Origin of the sequence: Rhodanobacter sp. Root561 (genome assembly GCF_001427365.1) — a bacterium.
Lineage (GTDB): Bacteria > Pseudomonadota > Gammaproteobacteria > Xanthomonadales > Rhodanobacteraceae > Rhodanobacter.
Window position 1 is genome coordinate 430,063 of the sequence record NZ_LMGH01000010.1, and the last position, 15,783, is coordinate 445,845.

The 15,783-nt window shown below is 67.5% G+C and carries 11 protein-coding genes; 5 read left to right on the plus strand and 6 right to left on the minus strand.

All coding sequences use genetic code 11. From position 1 onward, the window contains the following. Nucleotides 1-47 precede the first annotated feature (47 nt). Nucleotides 48-1,385, minus strand: a complete 1,338-nt coding sequence (locus tag ASD55_RS08485; RefSeq protein WP_056719049.1) for a replication-associated recombination protein A — start codon at nucleotides 1,383-1,385, stop codon at nucleotides 48-50. A gap of 210 nt (nucleotides 1,386-1,595) precedes the next feature. Between ASD55_RS08485 and ASD55_RS08490 the strand changes: the two genes are divergently transcribed. Further along, nucleotides 1,596-4,637: a ligand-binding sensor domain-containing diguanylate cyclase gene (locus ASD55_RS08490; protein ID WP_235577762.1), complete on the plus strand. Its 3,042-nt coding sequence runs from the start codon at nucleotides 1,596-1,598 to the stop codon at nucleotides 4,635-4,637. Nucleotides 4,638-4,714: 77 nt separating this feature from the next. Here ASD55_RS08490 and ASD55_RS08495 read toward each other — a convergent pair whose 3' ends face one another. The 4 genes from ASD55_RS08495 to ald all read right to left on the minus strand — a co-directional run bounded on the left by ASD55_RS08495 (nucleotide 4,715) and on the right by ald (nucleotide 9,581). Continuing rightward, nucleotides 4,715-5,407: a YoaK family protein gene (locus ASD55_RS08495; protein ID WP_056719047.1), complete on the minus strand. Its 693-nt coding sequence runs from the start codon at nucleotides 5,405-5,407 to the stop codon at nucleotides 4,715-4,717. 7 nt (nucleotides 5,408-5,414) lie between these two features. Beyond that, on the minus strand, nucleotides 5,415-6,074 hold the full coding sequence (gene lolA / locus ASD55_RS08500; protein WP_056765212.1) for an outer membrane lipoprotein chaperone LolA: 660 nt from the start codon (nucleotides 6,072-6,074) through the stop codon (nucleotides 5,415-5,417). An 84-nt stretch (nucleotides 6,075-6,158) separates the two neighbouring features. Then, the gene (locus ASD55_RS08505) at nucleotides 6,159-8,486 is read right to left on the minus strand and encodes a DNA translocase FtsK (RefSeq protein WP_056719042.1); all 2,328 of its coding nucleotides are present in this window, start codon (nucleotides 8,484-8,486) and stop codon (nucleotides 6,159-6,161) included. A 30-nt stretch (nucleotides 8,487-8,516) separates the two neighbouring features. Then, complete coding sequence (gene ald / locus ASD55_RS08510) at nucleotides 8,517-9,581, minus strand: alanine dehydrogenase (protein ID WP_056719040.1); 1,065 nt, start codon at nucleotides 9,579-9,581, stop codon at nucleotides 8,517-8,519. Between the two features lie 216 nt (nucleotides 9,582-9,797). Between ald and trxB the strand changes: the two genes are divergently transcribed. The 3 genes from trxB to aat all read left to right on the plus strand — a co-directional run bounded on the left by trxB (nucleotide 9,798) and on the right by aat (nucleotide 12,803). Continuing rightward, the gene (gene trxB / locus ASD55_RS08515) at nucleotides 9,798-10,760 is read left to right on the plus strand and encodes a thioredoxin-disulfide reductase (protein ID WP_056719038.1); all 963 of its coding nucleotides are present in this window, start codon (nucleotides 9,798-9,800) and stop codon (nucleotides 10,758-10,760) included. 160 nt (nucleotides 10,761-10,920) lie between these two features. Continuing rightward, complete coding sequence (locus ASD55_RS08520) at nucleotides 10,921-12,066, plus strand: GNAT family N-acetyltransferase (protein WP_056765215.1); 1,146 nt, start codon at nucleotides 10,921-10,923, stop codon at nucleotides 12,064-12,066. Continuing rightward, nucleotides 12,063-12,803, plus strand: a complete 741-nt coding sequence (gene aat, locus ASD55_RS08525; protein WP_056765217.1) for a leucyl/phenylalanyl-tRNA--protein transferase — start codon at nucleotides 12,063-12,065, stop codon at nucleotides 12,801-12,803. Before ASD55_RS08520 ends, aat begins: the two co-directional genes overlap by 4 nt. Nucleotides 12,804-12,826: 23 nt before the next feature. Here aat and ispG read toward each other — a convergent pair whose 3' ends face one another. Beyond that, a complete protein-coding gene (gene ispG / locus ASD55_RS08530; protein ID WP_056765220.1) occupies nucleotides 12,827-14,086 on the minus strand; it encodes a flavodoxin-dependent (E)-4-hydroxy-3-methylbut-2-enyl-diphosphate synthase in 1,260 nt (419 codons plus the stop codon). 228 nt (nucleotides 14,087-14,314) lie between these two features. Here ispG and ccoN point away from each other — a divergent pair, with 228 nt between their 5' ends. Next, nucleotides 14,315-15,781 (plus strand): cytochrome-c oxidase, cbb3-type subunit I, encoded by a 1,467-nt coding sequence (ccoN, locus tag ASD55_RS08535; RefSeq protein ID WP_056765223.1) that lies wholly within the window; start codon nucleotides 14,315-14,317, stop codon nucleotides 15,779-15,781. The last annotated feature ends 2 nt before the right edge of the window (nucleotides 15,782-15,783 follow it).

The following is a 15,783-nucleotide window of genomic DNA, read 5'->3' on the forward strand; positions in this document are numbered from 1 at the left end:
CTATGCCGGGCATCGCGGCAACGGCAAGGGAGCGTGCAGCAGCGGAATCAGCCGCCGCGGGCTTTTTCGCGGGCGGCGCGCAGGGCCAGCAGTTTTTCGCGCAGTTGCAGTTCCAGGCCACGTTCGACCGGTTCGTAGAACACGCTGCCGACCAGTTCGTCGGGCAGGCATTGCTGGTCCAGCGCGATGCCGCCTTCGGCGTCGTGGTCGTACTGGTAGCCCTTGCCGTAACCCATGCCCTTCATCAGTTTCGTCGGCGCGTTGCGGAGGTGCATCGGCACTTCCAGCGTGCCGCCCTGGCGCACCGCGTCGCGGGCCTTGTTGTAGGCCATGTAGGCCGCGTTGCTCTTGGGTGAGATGGCCAGCCAGATCGCCAGCTGGGCCAGGCCCAGCTCGCCCTCGGGGCTGCCCAGGCGCTCGTAGGTATCCCACGCGTCCAGCGCCATGCGCCAGGCGCGCGGTTCGGCCAGGCCCACGTCTTCGACCGCCATGCGGGTCATGCGGCGCGCGAGGTACAGCGGGTCGACGCCGCCATCGAGCATGCGGCACAGCCAGTACACCGCGGCGTCGGGATCGGACGAGCGCACGGATTTGTGCAGCGCCGAGATCTGGTCGTAGAACTGCTCGCCCTGCTTGTCGAAGCGGCGGGTGCGGTCGGCCAACACCTGGCTCAGCGTGGTTTCGTCGATGGTGCGTTCGTGGGCCAGCTCGGCGGCGATTTCCAGCAGGGTCAGCGCGCGGCGCACGTCGCCGTCGGCGGCCTGGGCAATCGAGTCCAGCGACTCGTCCGACACCTGCAGCTGCAGCTCGCCGAGGCCGCGTTCGTTGTCGGCCAGTGCGCGTTTCAGCGCGGCGATGATGTCGGCGGTGGAGACCGGCTCCAGCACGTGCACGCGGCAGCGCGACAGCAGCGCGGAGTTCAATTCGAACGAGGGGTTCTCGGTGGTGGCGCCGATGAAGATGATCACGCCGCGTTCGATGTGCGGCAGGAACGCATCCTGCTGGGTCTTGTTGAAGCGGTGCACCTCGTCGACGAACAGCACGGTGCGCCGGCCCTGGGCGAAGTTCACCTCGGCCTCGGCCAGCGCCTTGCGCACGTCCGGCAGGCCCGAGAGCACGGCCGAGATCGCGCGGAAATCCGCATCGGCGTAGCGCGCCACCAGCAGCGCCAGCGTGGTCTTGCCGCAGCCGGGCGGCCCCCACAGCACCATCGAGTGGATCTTGCCGGCCTCCAGCGCGCGACGCAGCGCCTTGTCCGGGCCGACCAGGCGCTGCTGGCCCACGATTTCGTCGATGCTGGTGGGGCGCATGCGCTCGGCCAGCGGCTTGAGCGCTTCGGGTTCGGCGAACAGGCCTGGGGAGACGGGGGAAGTCGGGCGTGGCATCGGGCCATGATAAGGCATCGTCCCCCCACCGACCGGGCTCCGGAAAGCTCGCAAAATACCGCTAGAATGGCGGCACCGTGCGGCCCATGTCCGCACGGACAGGCCGGGGGGCGCGGGCAGGATGAAGTCGGGTACGGGGGAATCGTTCAAGCGGACCATCTTGCGGGCGGGCGCGAGCAGCACATGCCTGCCATGCAGCCTGCTCGATCCGTGACGCGATCGGGTCGCCAGCTGCACTGCGCGACCCTGGTCGGGTTGCTGCTGTGCCTGTTGACGGCGTTCGCGCCGGTTCGGGCCAGCGGCACCGACCCCGACCCCTGGTCGCCGTTCGATGCGCCATGGTTCAGCACGCTGGACATCGCCGAAGGCATTCCGCACTCCACCACCACGGCCGTGGTGCAGGATCGCAGCGGGTTGATCTGGATCGGCACCATCGGCGGGCTGGTCCGCTACGACGGATACCGCATCGAGGTGCTGGGCACCCGCAACAACAACAGCCCCGGCCTGCCCGACAACTATGTGCGTTCGCTGTACGCGTTGCCCGATGGCGGTCTGCTGATCGGCACCAACGCGGGCGGCCTGGTCAGGTTCGACCCCAGCGACAACAGCTTCAAGGTGTATCCGGTCGGTCCGCAGGGGCTGTCCGATCACAAGGTCTACGCGATCAGCAGCGATCGCGCCGGTGGCGTCTGGGTCGCCACCGAGGGCGGGCTTGACCATCTCGACCTGGCCAGCGGCGCCATTCGCCGCGTCGACACCGGCAAGGCGACGGCGGCGCGCAATTTCAGCGTGCTGCAGGATCGCGACGGCAACGTCTGGCTGGGCAACAACAGCGGTTTGTTCGTGCGCCACCGCGGCAGCGCTGAGTTCGTTCGCGAAACGCCCGTCGACCAGGACGCCGGCACCGTGCTGGGCGACCAGATCTGGAGCATCCTGCAGGATCGGGCCGGACGATTGTGGGTGGGCAGCGTGCAGGCCGGCGCAGCCTGGCGCGACGCCGACGGTCACTGGCACGGCGTGCCCGGTTTCAGCGGCTACGCCAACGGTGCACGCCACCCCACCGTGCGCGACATGCTGGAGGTGGCCGACGACAAGGTGTGGATCGCCACCGACGGCAACGGCGTCATCGAATACACGCCCGGCAATACCGCCACCCACGCGATCGCCCACGATCCGGCGGTGCATTCATCGCTGCCGGGCGACTCGGTGCGGTCGCTGCTGCTCGATCGTGCCGGCAACCTGTGGGTCGCCACCGACCTGGGGGTGGCACGTACGCACCGGGGCATCCACACCGCGTTCTCGCTGCTGCCCTCGCCGCTGGACCCGAACGCGCTGAGCACGTCCAATGTGCGCGCGATCTTCGTCGACAGTCGCGCCCGGATCTGGCTGGGGCTGGGCGCGGGGCACATCGACATCATCGACCTGAAAGCCGGGCGCATGAAGCACCTGCTGCTGGCCGGCAGCCAGATCCAGCGCGGCGTGCACAGCATCACCGAAGCCGCCGACGGTTCGATCCTGGTCGGCACGCAAGGCCTGGCGAGGATTGATCCCGATACGCTGGCGATCGAGAACTCGATCGTGCCCGAGCTGCACGACAAGCCCGTGCTGGGCCTGAAGCCCGATGGCGACCGCGTGGTGATCGGCACCTACGACGGCGTCTATCGCTACGACCCGCGCACGCATGCGCTGGAACATCTCGGCCACCGTGCCGGCGATCCGGCCAGCCTGGCCAGCAACACGGTGCGCGAAATCGTGCGCGCGGGCAGCGAGTGGTGGTACGCCACCAGTCGCGGCATCAGCATCGCCCGCGGCAATAGCCTGCCCACCAGCTTCACCAATCTGCTGCATCGTCGCGGCGACCCCACCAGCCTGCCGCAGGACTACATCAGCTCGCTGATGGCCGCCGCGGACGGACGCGTGTGGGCCAGCACGCTGGGCGGGCTCAGCGTGCTGCACCAGCAGGACGACGGCACCTGGAGCGCGCGGACCATCGGCACCGGCGACGGCCTGTCCAGCGACAACGTCAACACCGTGCTGGCCGATGACGCCGGACAGATCTGGGCCAGCCTGTCGAACGGCGTGGCGCGGGTCGACAGCCAGACCCTGGCGGTGGCCAACCTCGGCGCCCGCGACGGCCTGCACATCGCCAGCTACGTCAGCATCGCCGCCGCCCGCGCACCCACCGGCGAACTGCTGTTCGGCGGCCAGGCCGGACTGACCGTGATCCGCCCGCACTGGCAGCCGCCGGCCAGCGCGCTGGCTCCGCTGGTGATCACCCGCGCCGAGGTCAACGGGGTGCTGGTGCCGTTCGGCAAGCTGCCCGGCGATGGCGGCAGCATCCGGCTCGACGGCGACACCCACAACCTGCGCCTGAACTTCGCCCTGCTCGACTACCAGGCCGCGATGGAGACGACGTACCGCTACCGCCTGGAAGGTTTCGACCAGAGCTGGACCGACATCCCCAAGGGCAGCGCGCCCAGCGCCAACTACACCAACCTGCCCCACGGCAGTTACCGGTTGCGCCTGGTGGCGACCACCCAGGGCCTGCAGCCGCGCACGGCCGAAACGCAACTGACGGTGCTGGTCAGCCCGTACTGGTACGAGACCACGCGCACCCGGATCGCCGCCGCCATCCTGCTGCTGGGGCTGATCGTGCTGCTGGTGCACCTGCGCACGCTCTACCTGCGGCACCAGGCGCGCCGGCTGCAGCGCGAGATCGACGAACATACGCAGGCCCTGCTGGCCGCCAATCGACGACTCGACGAACTGGCCAGCACCGACGGGCTGACCGGCGTCTTCAACCGCCGGCGCTTCCTGGAACTGGTGCGCACGCTCAGCGAGAAATCGCCCGACGGCGTCGCCTGCATGGCCCTGTTCGACCTGGATCGCTTCAAGCTGATCAACGACACGCACGGCCACCAGGCCGGCGACACGGTGATCTGCCAGGCGGTCGAGGTGATCACGCGGCATTGCCGGCACACCGACCTGATCGGACGCTACGGCGGCGAGGAATTCGTGCTGTGCCTGCCCGATACCCACCTGCAGCAGGCGCACGAGATCATCGAGCGCATCCGCGTCGAACTGGCCGGCATGATCCTGGTCCACGACGGCTCGCCGGTGATGGTGACGGCCAGCATCGGCATCGCCCAGCGGCAGCCGCATGAAGCCTTCGAATCGTGGTTGTCGCGCACCGACAAGGCGCTGTACCAGGCCAAGCGCAACGGCCGCAACTGCTGCGCCCTGGCCAGCTGAAAGCTGGCCAGGATCAGCGACCACCCGACTGAAAGCGGGCCAGGATCAGCGTCCGCCCAGTTGAAAACGGGCCTCGATCAGCCGACGCCGGCGCGCCGTTCCATGCTGATCCGGTACTGGCGGTAGATGCTGTAGCCCAGGCCGCACAGGCCGGTCAGCGCCGCCGGCACCAGCAAGGTGCGCTCCTGCATCAGCTTGAACAACAGCGCACCGGCCGCGCCGCCGAGGGTGAAGGCGGTGACCACCAGCACGCAGACGCGGATGCGCAAGGTATCGACCTGCAGGCCGCGCAGGCGTTGCCCGATGTAGATGCCCAGGTCGGTGAACATGCCCGACACGTGGGTGGTGCGGAACACCATGCCGCTATACGTGCTGGCCATGCCGTTCTGCAGGCCGATGGCGATCGATGCCAGGTAGATCCCCGCCGGATTGCCGCGGGTCATCAGGGGCACGGCGGCAAACAGCAGCAGCGACTCCAGCACCAGCGCCAGTCCGTAGCGCCGGCCGAGCTTGAGCGTGTGCTGCTGCACGATGATTCCGCTGAGCACCGCACCGAAAACGAAGGCCGCGACCGACAATCCCCAATGCACGATTTCGGGCCCATCGGCGGTGCCCAGCGACGCGCCCAGCAGGGTCGTCGATCCGGTCAGGTTGGTGATCGCCTGATGGCGGAAGCCGAGGTAGCCGGCCGCATTGACGATGCCGGCAATGAAGGCCAGCACGCCGCCGCCCACCCAGGCCCAACCCGGCAACTGGCGCAGGACGGGCATCGACGGATCAGTCTTTCAGCGGCTGGGTGGTGATCACCGGCAGGTCGCCGATCACGTCGGCGCCCTGCGGTGGCACGAAGTTGAAGGTGGCCGGCGGGATCGGTGCGTTGCGCTGCCAGTTGGAAAAGCGGATGTCGGTGGTGGAACCGAGCTGGTCGCGGAACGTCATGCGGGCCAGGCCATTGGCGTCGAAGCCGAGGTCGGCGTAGTCGAACTGCGGGTCCTTCGCGGTGGAGCTGAGCCGCAGCCAGACCAGGCCGTCATGCTCACCCTGCTCGACGACCTTGAAGTCCCGGTCCATCTGCTTGAGGTCGGTCAGCACGGTGAGCGGGCTGTGCGATTCCTCGCTGCTCTGGATGCGCACCGTCACCTGCTCCAGCTCCGGGTCGTACAGCCACACCCGGCTGCCGTCGGCGACGATGGTCTGCTGGTACGGCTTGACGGTGTCCCAGCGGAACTGCCGCGGCGCCTGCAGGGCCAGCGTGCCGGAGCTGTTCTTGCTGGTGCTGCCGTTGATGTCGGTCAGGGTCTGGCTGAAATTGCCGGTCAGCGAATGCAGGCCGGTGGCAAAGGCATCCAGCCGCGCCCGCGCCGGGCCGGTGGCGGCCTGCGCCGCGGCACTCAGCAACAGCGCGGCAGCGGACAGGACGAGCATGAAGCGTTTCATCGGATTCCCCGAGAATGACGATGGAAGGAATTGTGGGCAGTGCTGGCTTAACCGAACCGTAGGAGCGCACAGGGTGCGCCGACTTCAGTTCTTCGGCGGTGGCGGCGCCAGCACTTCGCGGTTGCCATTGTGTTGGGGCGCACTGACCACGCCGTCCTGCTCCATCTGCTCGACCAGTCGCGCGGCCCGGTTGTAGCCGATGCGCAGATGCCGCTGCACGCCGGAGATCGAGGCGCGCCGCGTCTGGGTGACCACGGCCACCGCCTTGTCGTACAGCTGGGTGTCGGCATCGCCGCCTTCCTCGCCTTCCTGCGGCAGGCCGGAGTCGTTGATGAACTTGCCGTCGCTGGTGGCCTGCACTTCTTCCAGCACGCCCTCGATGTAGTTCGGCGCACCCTGCGAGCGCAACCAGTTGACCACGCCATGCACCTCGTGGTCGTCGACGAAGGCGCCGTGCACGCGCTCGGGCGTGGCGGTGCCCGGCGGCAGGTAGAGCATGTCGCCGTGGCCAAGCAGCGCTTCGGCGCCGGACTGATCAAGAATCGTGCGCGAGTCGATCTTGCTGGACACCTGGAACGCGATGCGAGTCGGGATGTTGGCCTTGATCAGGCCGGTGATCACGTCCACCGACGGACGCTGGGTGGCCAGGATCAGGTGCACGCCGGCGGCGCGCGCCTTCTGCGCCAGGCGGGCGATCAGCTCCTCCACCTTCTTGCCGACGATCATCATCATGTCGGCGAACTCGTCGATGATGATCACGATGTACGGCAGCGGCTCCAGCGGCTCGGCCGCCAGGTTCGGCATCTCCGGGTTGGGCCGGAACAAGGGGTCCAGCAGCGGCTGGCCGGCGTTCTCGGCGTCCTTCACCTTCTTGTTGAAACCGGCCAGGTTGCGCACGCCCACCGCGGCCATCAGCTTGTAGCGGCGTTCCATCTCGGCCACGCACCAGCGCAATGCGTTGGCCGCTTCCTTCATGTCGGTGACCACCGGCGCCAGCAGGTGCGGGATGCCCTCGTACACCGAGAGCTCCAGCATCTTCGGGTCGATCATGATCATCCGCACGTCCTTGGGGCTGGCCTTGTACAGCAGGCTCAGCACCATCGCGTTGACCGCCACCGACTTGCCGGAACCGGTGGTGCCGGCCACCAGCAGATGCGGCATCTTGCCCAGGTCGACCACGATCGGTTTCCCGCCGATGTCCTTGCCCAGCGCCAGCGCCAGCGGCGACTTCAGCTGGTCGTACTTGTCCGAACGCAGGATCTCCGACAGGTAGACGATCTGCTTGTGCGTGTTGGGGATCTCCAGGCCGATCACGTTCTTGCCGGGGATCACGTCGACCACGCGCACGCTGACCACCGACAGCCCGCGGGCGATGTCCTTGTCCAGGCTCGACACCTGCGAGCCGCGGATGCCGGGCGCCGGCTCCATCTCGAAACGGGTGATCACCGGGCCGGGATAGGCGCCGACCACCTTTACGTCGATCCTGAAGTCTTTCAGCTTGAACTCGACCTGGCGCGAGAGCACTTCGAGGGTTTCCTCGGAATAGCCCGGCCCCTGCGGCGGCGCTTCGTCCAGCAGCGACAGCGGCGGCAACTCGCCCGGCGTGGCGGCGCCGACGAACAGCGGGATCTGCGTTTCCAGCCGGGCTCGTTCGCTGCGCGTCACCGGCGCGGGAGGCGCCTCGATGCGCACCGGCTCGCGCTTGGCCTGGCGCACCGCGTCGGCCTTCTTCACCACTTCGCGTTCGGTGCGCGCCTGCCGCGCGGCCATCGCCTGCGGCGCCTCGCGCAACTTGCCGCGCAGCCAGCCGGCCAGCCTCAGCACGCCCTGCCCGGTCCAGTCCATCACGCGGAACCAGGACAGTCCGGTGGCCAGGGTCACGGCGATCAGGAACAACGCCAGCAACAGCAGCGGCGCGCCCTTGTCGCCGAACGCGCTGAGCAGCGCATCGCCGACCCACACGCCGATGATGCCGCCCACGCCCTGGGGCAGCACCGGTTCGTCATGGAAATTCAGATAGAGCAGCGCCGGCCCGGTGATGAAAAAGAACACGAAGCCGATCAGCCGCAGCGCCGGTTCCCACGGATGCACCACCCGTTCGTCGGCGCGCTGGCGCAGTACCTGCACGCCCAGCAACAGCAACAGCAGCGGGAAGCAGTAGGCCACCAGGCCGAAGATCCAGCGCAGCAGGTCGGCGATGTACGCGCCGACGGTGCCGCCGAAATTGTGCGCATGCTCCAGCTGGCCCGCATTGGTCCAGCTGGGGTCATGCGGGTTGTAGCTGAACAGGCATACCAGCAGGTATACCGCCAGCGGCAGCAGCAGCAGGGCGCCGGCTTCACGCAGCCGGCGCTTCAGCTCCTCGCTGAGGCCTTCCCTCGGTTTTTGCTTCACGTTTGCGCTTCGCGCCACCTTGGGTGCCCCCTTCCTGACTGCCAAGGGTCAGAGCATACCTTGCAGCGCCGGATGCACCAGCTTGCCGCCATCGACGTTGATGCCGACCTTCAGCGGCTCGAACTCGCGCCACTCGTTGCCGGCGGCCAGGCGCTGCACATAGGGCAGGATCGCGGCGGAGATCGCCAGCGACGAGGTCTGCGGCACGGCGCCGGGCATGTTGGTCACGCAGAAGTGGGTGACGCCATGCACGTCGTAGGTCGGCTCCTTCCAGGTGGTCGGCCTGGAGGTCTCGAAGCAGCCGCCCTGGTCGATCGCGATGTCCACCAGCACGCTGCCCGGCTCCATCGTCTTGACCATTTCCTCGGTGACCACCCGCGGCGCCTTGGCGCTGGGCACCAGCACGGCGCCGACCACGATGTCGGCATCGCGCACTTCCTCGGCCACCGACGACTCGTAGGCGTACAGCGCGGTGACGTTGGGGGCCAGTTCCATCATTTCGGCCAGGCGATCCTGGCGCTTGTCGAACACCACCACGCGCGCACCGGCAGCCGCCGCCAGCGAGGCCGCGGCCTTGCCTGCGGCACCGCCGCCCAGCACCACCACCTTGCCGCGCGAGGTCGAGGCCATGCCGCCCAGCAGCTTGCCCTTGCCGCCCTGCGGACGATGCAGCAGGGTGGTGCCGATCTGCGTGGCGATACGGCCGGCGATCACCGACATCGGCAGCAGCAGCGGCAGGCCGCCGTTCTCTTCCACCGATTCGAACGCCACGCCGGTCAGGCCGATGTCGAGCAGGCTCTTGGTCAGCGCCGGTTCGGCAGCCAGGTGCAGGTAGCAGAACAGCAGGTGATGCTTCTTCAGCAGGGCCAGGTCGCCGGCGATCGGCTCCTTCACCTTGACGATCAGCTCGCCCGCTTCATACAGGGCCGCGGCGTCCGGCACGATCTTGATGCCTTCCTTGACATAGGCCTCGTCGGCAAAGCCGCTCTTCAGTCCGGCGCCGGACTGGATGAACACTTCATGGCCACGACGCACCAGGTCGGCGGCGGCGGCGGGAACGAGGGCAACACGACCTTCAAGGGTCTTGGTTTCGGAGGGGATACCGATACGCATGGAGAAAGAATCCTGTGGGAGCACGTTGTAAATCCATCGCGCAACCGCCGCGGTGGTGTCGTTGATCTGCCGGCACCTTGAATCGGTGCTGCGTATTCCCCATCCTTCCGGGGTTCGTGCGCTTTGTCGTCGTCAGCCCGCGCGTGGCGATGAAACCGCCGCGTGGGCTGGAGCGAATAGCCACTCAAGTCACCAGCAAACCCAAGGATTATAACCATGAGCACCCCCAAGCACAGCCGCCTGCTGATCCTCGGCTCCGGCCCCGCCGGCTACACCGCAGCGGTGTATGCGGCGCGCGCCAACCTGAAGCCGACCATGATCACCGGCCTGCAGCAGGGTGGCCAGCTGATGACCACCACCGACGTGGACAACTGGCCGGGTGACGTCGAGGGCCTGCAGGGCCCGGCGCTGATGCAGCGCATGGCCGAGCACGCCGAGCGCTTCCACACCGAGATGATCTTCGACCACATCCACACGGTCGACCTGAAGCAGAAACCCTTCCGGCTCAAGGGCGACTCGGGCGAATACACCTGTGACGCGCTGATCGTCACCACCGGCGCCACCGCCAAGTACCTGGGCATCGCCAGCGAAGAGAAGTTCAAGGGCAAGGGCGTGTCCGCCTGCGCCACCTGCGACGGCTTCTTCTTCCGCGACCAGGACGTGGTGGTGATCGGCGGCGGCAACACCGCGGTCGAGGAAGCGCTGTACCTGGCCAACATCGGCCGCAAGGTTTACCTGGTGCATCGCCGCGACAAGCTGCGCGCCGAGAAGATCATGCAGGACAAGCTGTTCGAGAAGGCCGCCGCCGGCAAGATCGAGCTGGTCTGGAACCACACCATCGACGAGGTGCTGGGCGACGACAGCGGCGTCACCGGCGTGCGCGTGAAGGACGTCAACTCCGGCGTCACCCGCGACATCGAGGCCACCGGCTTCTTCGTGGCGATCGGCCACACGCCGAACACCGGCATCTTCGAAGGCCAGCTCGACATGCACGACGGCTACATCAGGATCCACAGCGGCCAGGGCGGCATGGCCACGATGACCTCGGTGCCGGGCGTGTTCGCCGCCGGCGACGTGGCCGACCACGTCTACCGCCAGGCCGTGACCTCGGCCGGTTTCGGCTGCATGGCCGCGCTGGACGCCGAGCGCTGGCTCGACCAGCAGACGCCGGTGGTCTAGGCCGGGAATCGGGAATCGGGAATCGCGTTCAGGGCACTCTTTGGTAGCAGAGGCAGAATCCGAACAGCCGTCATTCCCGCGAAAGCGGGAATGACGTCGAAAGGGTGGAAACGACGCTCACCTTCCCGAATCTCTCGCAACACGGTATTCCTGCCACCTCATGCATGACATCCGCTTCCACGCCGCGATCGCCGAGCTGCCTGCCGCGGCGTGGGACGCACTGCTTCCGGAACCGAACCCGTTCGTGTCGCACGCTTTCCTGCAGGCGCTGGAAAGCGGCGGCTGCATTCGCCCCGACTGGGGCTGGCAGGCGCATCACCTCAGCCTGCACGAAGGCGAACGGCTGGTCGCGGCCGCGCCGCTGTACCTGAAGGGCAACTCGCACGGCGAGTTCGTGTTCGACTGGAGCTGGGCCAGCGCGTGGGAGCGCGCCGGTGGCGATTACTACCCGAAACTTCTCAACGGCGTGCCCTACTCGCCGGTGCCCGGTCCGCGCTTGCTCGCCGGCAACGGCACGGGGCGCCTGGATCTGCAACGCGCGCTGGTGGATGCCATGCGCGCCGAATGCGACCGGCTTGGCTTGTCGTCGGTGCACGCTAACTTCCTGCAAGCGGACGAACTGGCCGCATTCGGCGATGACTGGCTGGCGCGTTCGGACGTGCAGTTCCACTGGCACAACCGGGGCTATCGCGATTTCGCCGACTTCCTGGCCGCGCTGAACCACAAGAAACGCAAGAACATCGTGCACGAACGCCGCCAGGTCGCCGCCAGCGGCCTGGCGGTGGAATGGCGCCCTGGCGACAGCCTGAGCGATGGGGAATGGTCGCGCGTGCATGAGCTGTACGAAGCGACATTCGACATGAAGGGCAACCACGCCGCGCTGACCTCCGCATTCTTCGCTCGGCTGGGCGAACTGGGTCCGGCGATCCAGCTGGCGCTGGCACGCGATGACGGCCACATCGTGGCGATGGCGCTGTTCGTCCAGGGCGGCAACGTGCTGTACGGCCGCTACTGGGGCGCCAGCGTGGACGTGCCGGGGCTGCATTTTGAACTGTGCTACTACCGCGGCATCGACTACGCCATCGCGCAGGGGCTGCAGCGTTTCGAACCGGGCGCGCAAGGCGAACACAAACTGGCGCGGGGATTCCTGCCCGCGCGAACGCATTCCCGCCATTACCTGGTCAACCGGGACTTTCGCGCCGCCGTGGCGAACGCGCTCGCCGACGAGGCCGCGGCGGTCGATGATTACGCGGCGGAACTCGCCGCGCACAGTCCCTATGCCCGGCGCGAGGCGGCACCCCGATGATCCGCCTGCCCCTGCTGGACGCCCATCAATGGGAGCGCTTTCCCGACCCCGGCGAGGCGCTGACCGAACCCAACGGCCTGCTGGCCTTCGGCGGCGACCTGGGTCCGGAGCGCCTGCTGGCCGCGTACAGCCAGGGCATCTTTCCGTGGTTCAGCGAGAGCGAACCGATCCTGTGGTGGTCGCCCGACCCGCGCTGCACCTTCGACACCGCCAGCGTCCACCTCAACCGCAGCCTGCGTCGGCAACTCCGCGGCCGGCGCTGGCACCTCACCGTCGACCACGCGTTCGAACAGGTGATCCGCGCCTGCGCACAGCCGCGCCGCGACGACTCGGGCACCTGGCTGGTGCCGGCGATGATCGACGCCTATGTGCAACTGCATCGGCTGGGCCATGCGCACAGCATTGAAGTGTGGGACGGCGAGCGCCTGGTCGGCGGCATCTACGGCGTGGCGATCGGTCGGCTGTTCTGCGGCGAGTCGATGTTCAGCGTCGAAAGCGGCGGCTCGAAGCTGGCGCTGGTCGCCCTCGCTCGACTGCTGCACGCGATGGGCTTTCCCCTGCTCGACACCCAGGTCAGCAACCCGCACACGCTGGGCCTGGGCGCCGTCGAGATTCCCCGCACGACCTACCTGCAACAAGTGGCGCGACTGGGCCGGTTGCCCGGACGGATCGGCAGCTGGGCGGATCTGACGCCCGAACTGCTCCAGCCCTGCACGGCAAGCCGCACGGACGATTGACCGGACAACCGTTCCAGCCGCGATCAACCGGTCCGGGCGGTGTACTTGCGCGCCACGTAGTCGTCGAGGATGCCCACGAATTCGTTGGCGATATTGTCGCCACGCAGGGTCATCGCCTTCTCGCCGTCGATGAACACCGGCGCCGCCGGCGCCTCGCCATTGCCCGGCAGCGAGATGCCGATGTTGGCGTGCTTGGATTCGCCCGGGCCGTTGACGATGCAGCCCATCACCGCCAAGGTGAGGTTTTCCACGCCGTCGTACTGCACCCGCCACAGCGGCATCTGCTCGCGCACGTGTTCCTGCACGGTCTTGGCCAGTTCCTGGAAGAACTCGCTGGTGGTTCGCCCGCAACCCGGGCAGGCGGTGACCAGGGGGGTGAACGAGCGCAGGCCCATGGTCTGCAGCAGCTCCTGCGCCACGATCACCTCACCGGTGCGCGAGGCGCCGGGTTCGGGCGTGAGCGAGATGCGGATGGTGTCGCCGATGCCTTCCTGCAGCAGCACGGCCAGCGCCGCGGCCGAGGCAGTGATGCCCTTGGAACCCATGCCGGCCTCGGTCAGGCCAAGATGCAGCGCGTAATCGCAGCGGATCGCCAGATCGCGATACACCGCGATCAGCTCCTGCACGCCGGAGACCTTGCACGACAGGATGATGCGGTCGCGCGGCAGGCCAAGCTTCTCGGCCAGCGCCGCCGAGTCCAGCGCCGAGCGGATCAGCGCCTCGCGCGCCACGTGCGAGGCGTCCCACGGGTCGGCACGCTGCGCATTCTCGTCCATCAGCGCGGCGACCATGCCCTGGTCCAGCGAGCCCCAGTTGGCGCCGATGCGCACCGGCTTGTCATAGCGCAGCGCCTTTTCGATGATCGAGGCGAACTGGCTTTCGTGCTTCTTGCCGAAGCCCACGTTGCCCGGATTGATCCGGTACTTCGCCAGCGCCTCGGCGCAGGCCGGCTCGCGCTCGAGCAGCAGGTGGCCGTTGTAGTGGAAGTCGCCCACGATCGGCACGTCCACGCCCATCATCGCCAGCCGCTCGGCGATGCGCGGCACCGCGGCCGCCGCGGCCGGCGTGTTGACCGTGATGCGCACCATCTCGGAGCCGGCGCGGGCCAGCTCGGCGATCTGTTTCGCGGTGCTGGCCGGATCTTCGGTGTCGGTGTTGGTCATCGACTGCACCACGATCGGCGCACCGCCGCCCACCTTCACCTTGCCCACATGCACGGCCACGCTGGGCCGGCGTTGCGCCGGCTCGGCCGGGCGCGCTTTCTGTACAGCTATCTCACTCATGGATTCAACCGGATAACAGGTCGCGATGGTTCGCGGCGATGCCGGCAAGAATACCCGATCGGGGCTGCCCTTCCGTGGCAAATCGGCGCAGGCTGAACGGGCGCGCGCTGGCCCCGGGGCTTTCTGCAGGCTCGTCCCATGGACGAATTGACGCAGCGGCTTGATCGGAGTCAATACGGCGCCTCATGCTTCTCCTAAAATTGCGCAGTTATCCAGCCGGGAAACCCCATGCCGAACACCGAGTATTACAACGACAGGGTCGTGCGCCAGTTCCTGCTGGCCGCCGCCGTATGGGGCATCATCGGCATGTCCGTCGGCGTCTACGCCGCCGCCGAACTGATGTGGCCGGCGCTGAACTTCGAGATCCCGTGGCTGACCTTCAGCCGCATCCGGCCCGACCACACCTTCGGCGTGATCTTCGCCTTCGGCGGCTCGGCGCTGATGGGTACCTGCTACTACGTGGTGCAGCGCACCGGCCATGCCCGCCTGGCGTTCACCAAGCTGGCCGGGTTCACCTTCTGGGGCTGGCAACTGGTCTGCGTGCTGGCGATGATCACGATGCCGCTGGGGCTGACCCAGAGCAAGGAATACGCCGAGCCGGAATGGTTCATCGACATCCTGATCGCGGTGGTCTGGGTGGGTTTCGGCGTGGTGTTCTTCGGCTCGCTGATGCGCCGGCGCATCAAGCACATCTACGTGGCGAACTGGTACTACGGCGCGTTCATCATCGCCGTGGGCCTGTTGCACATCGTCAACAACCTGGCCCTGCCGGTGTCGTGGACCAAGTCGTATCCGATCTATTCCGGCGTGGTCGACGCGATGGTGCAGTGGTGGTACGGCCACAACGCGGTGGCGTTCTTCCTCACCGCCGGCTTCCTGGGGATGATGTACTACTTCGTGCCGCGGCAGGCGCAGCAGCCGCTGTGGAGCTACCGTTTCTCGATCGTCAATTTCTGGGCGCTGATCTCGGTCTACATGTGGGCCGGCGCGCACCACCTGATGTACACCGCCCTGCCCGACTGGGTGCAGTCGGTGGGCATGGCATTCTCGCTGGTGCTGCTGATGCCCAGCCTGGGCTCGGCCGCCAACGGCCTGCTCACCTTCAACGGCTCGTGGTGGCGGCTGAAGACCGACCCCGCCGCGAAGTTCATGGTGATATCGCTGGTGTTCTACGCCGCCTCGACCTTCGAAGGCTCGATGATGGCGATCAAGACGGTGAACTCGCTGTCGCACTATACCGACTGGACCATCGCCCACGTGCACTCCGGCTCGCTGGGCTGGGTCGCGATGATCACCATCGGCTCGCTCTACGCGATGGCGCCCCGCGCACTGGGGCGGCCGGAGATGTATTCGCACAAGGGCATGGAAGTGCACTTCTGGCTGCACATCATGGGCACCTTGCTGTACGTGGGCTCGATGTGGACCGCCGGCGTCACCGAAGGCCTGATGTGGCGCGCCACCAACCCCGACGGTGCGCTGACCTACGGTTTCCTGGACAGCCTGATCGCGATCAAGCCGATGTACGTCATCCGCTGGCTGGGTGGCGTGTTCATCCTGTCGGGCATGTGGGTGATGGCGTGGAACCTCTGGCATACGGCGTCCGACGCCCGCGCGCGGCTGATCAAGCCGATTCCCGTGCCCATCCCCGAACCGGTGCCGCATCAGGTACCCGCGCCACTGCCCGCGGCCGGCTGAGG

What these genes read in the sequence shown, in the direction of transcription:
- ASD55_RS08485 (WP_056719049.1), bottom strand. Translation starts at nt 1,385, where the DNA reads ATGCCACGCCCGACTTCCCCCGTCTCCCCAGGCCTGTTCGCCGAACCC.
- ASD55_RS08495 (WP_056719047.1), bottom strand. Translation starts at nt 5,407, where the DNA reads ATGCCCGTCCTGCGCCAGTTGCCGGGTTGGGCCTGGGTGGGCGGCGGC.
- lolA (WP_056765212.1), bottom strand. Translation starts at nt 6,074, where the DNA reads ATGAAACGCTTCATGCTCGTCCTGTCCGCTGCCGCGCTGTTGCTGAGT.
- ald (WP_056719040.1), bottom strand. Translation starts at nt 9,581, where the DNA reads ATGCGTATCGGTATCCCCTCCGAAACCAAGACCCTTGAAGGTCGTGTT.
- trxB (WP_056719038.1), top strand. Translation starts at nt 9,798, where the DNA reads ATGAGCACCCCCAAGCACAGCCGCCTGCTGATCCTCGGCTCCGGCCCC.
- ASD55_RS08520 (WP_056765215.1), top strand. Translation starts at nt 10,921, where the DNA reads ATGCATGACATCCGCTTCCACGCCGCGATCGCCGAGCTGCCTGCCGCG.
- aat (WP_056765217.1), top strand. Translation starts at nt 12,063, where the DNA reads ATGATCCGCCTGCCCCTGCTGGACGCCCATCAATGGGAGCGCTTTCCC.
- ispG (WP_056765220.1), bottom strand. Translation starts at nt 14,086, where the DNA reads ATGAGTGAGATAGCTGTACAGAAAGCGCGCCCGGCCGAGCCGGCGCAA.
- ccoN (WP_056765223.1), top strand. Translation starts at nt 14,315, where the DNA reads ATGCCGAACACCGAGTATTACAACGACAGGGTCGTGCGCCAGTTCCTG.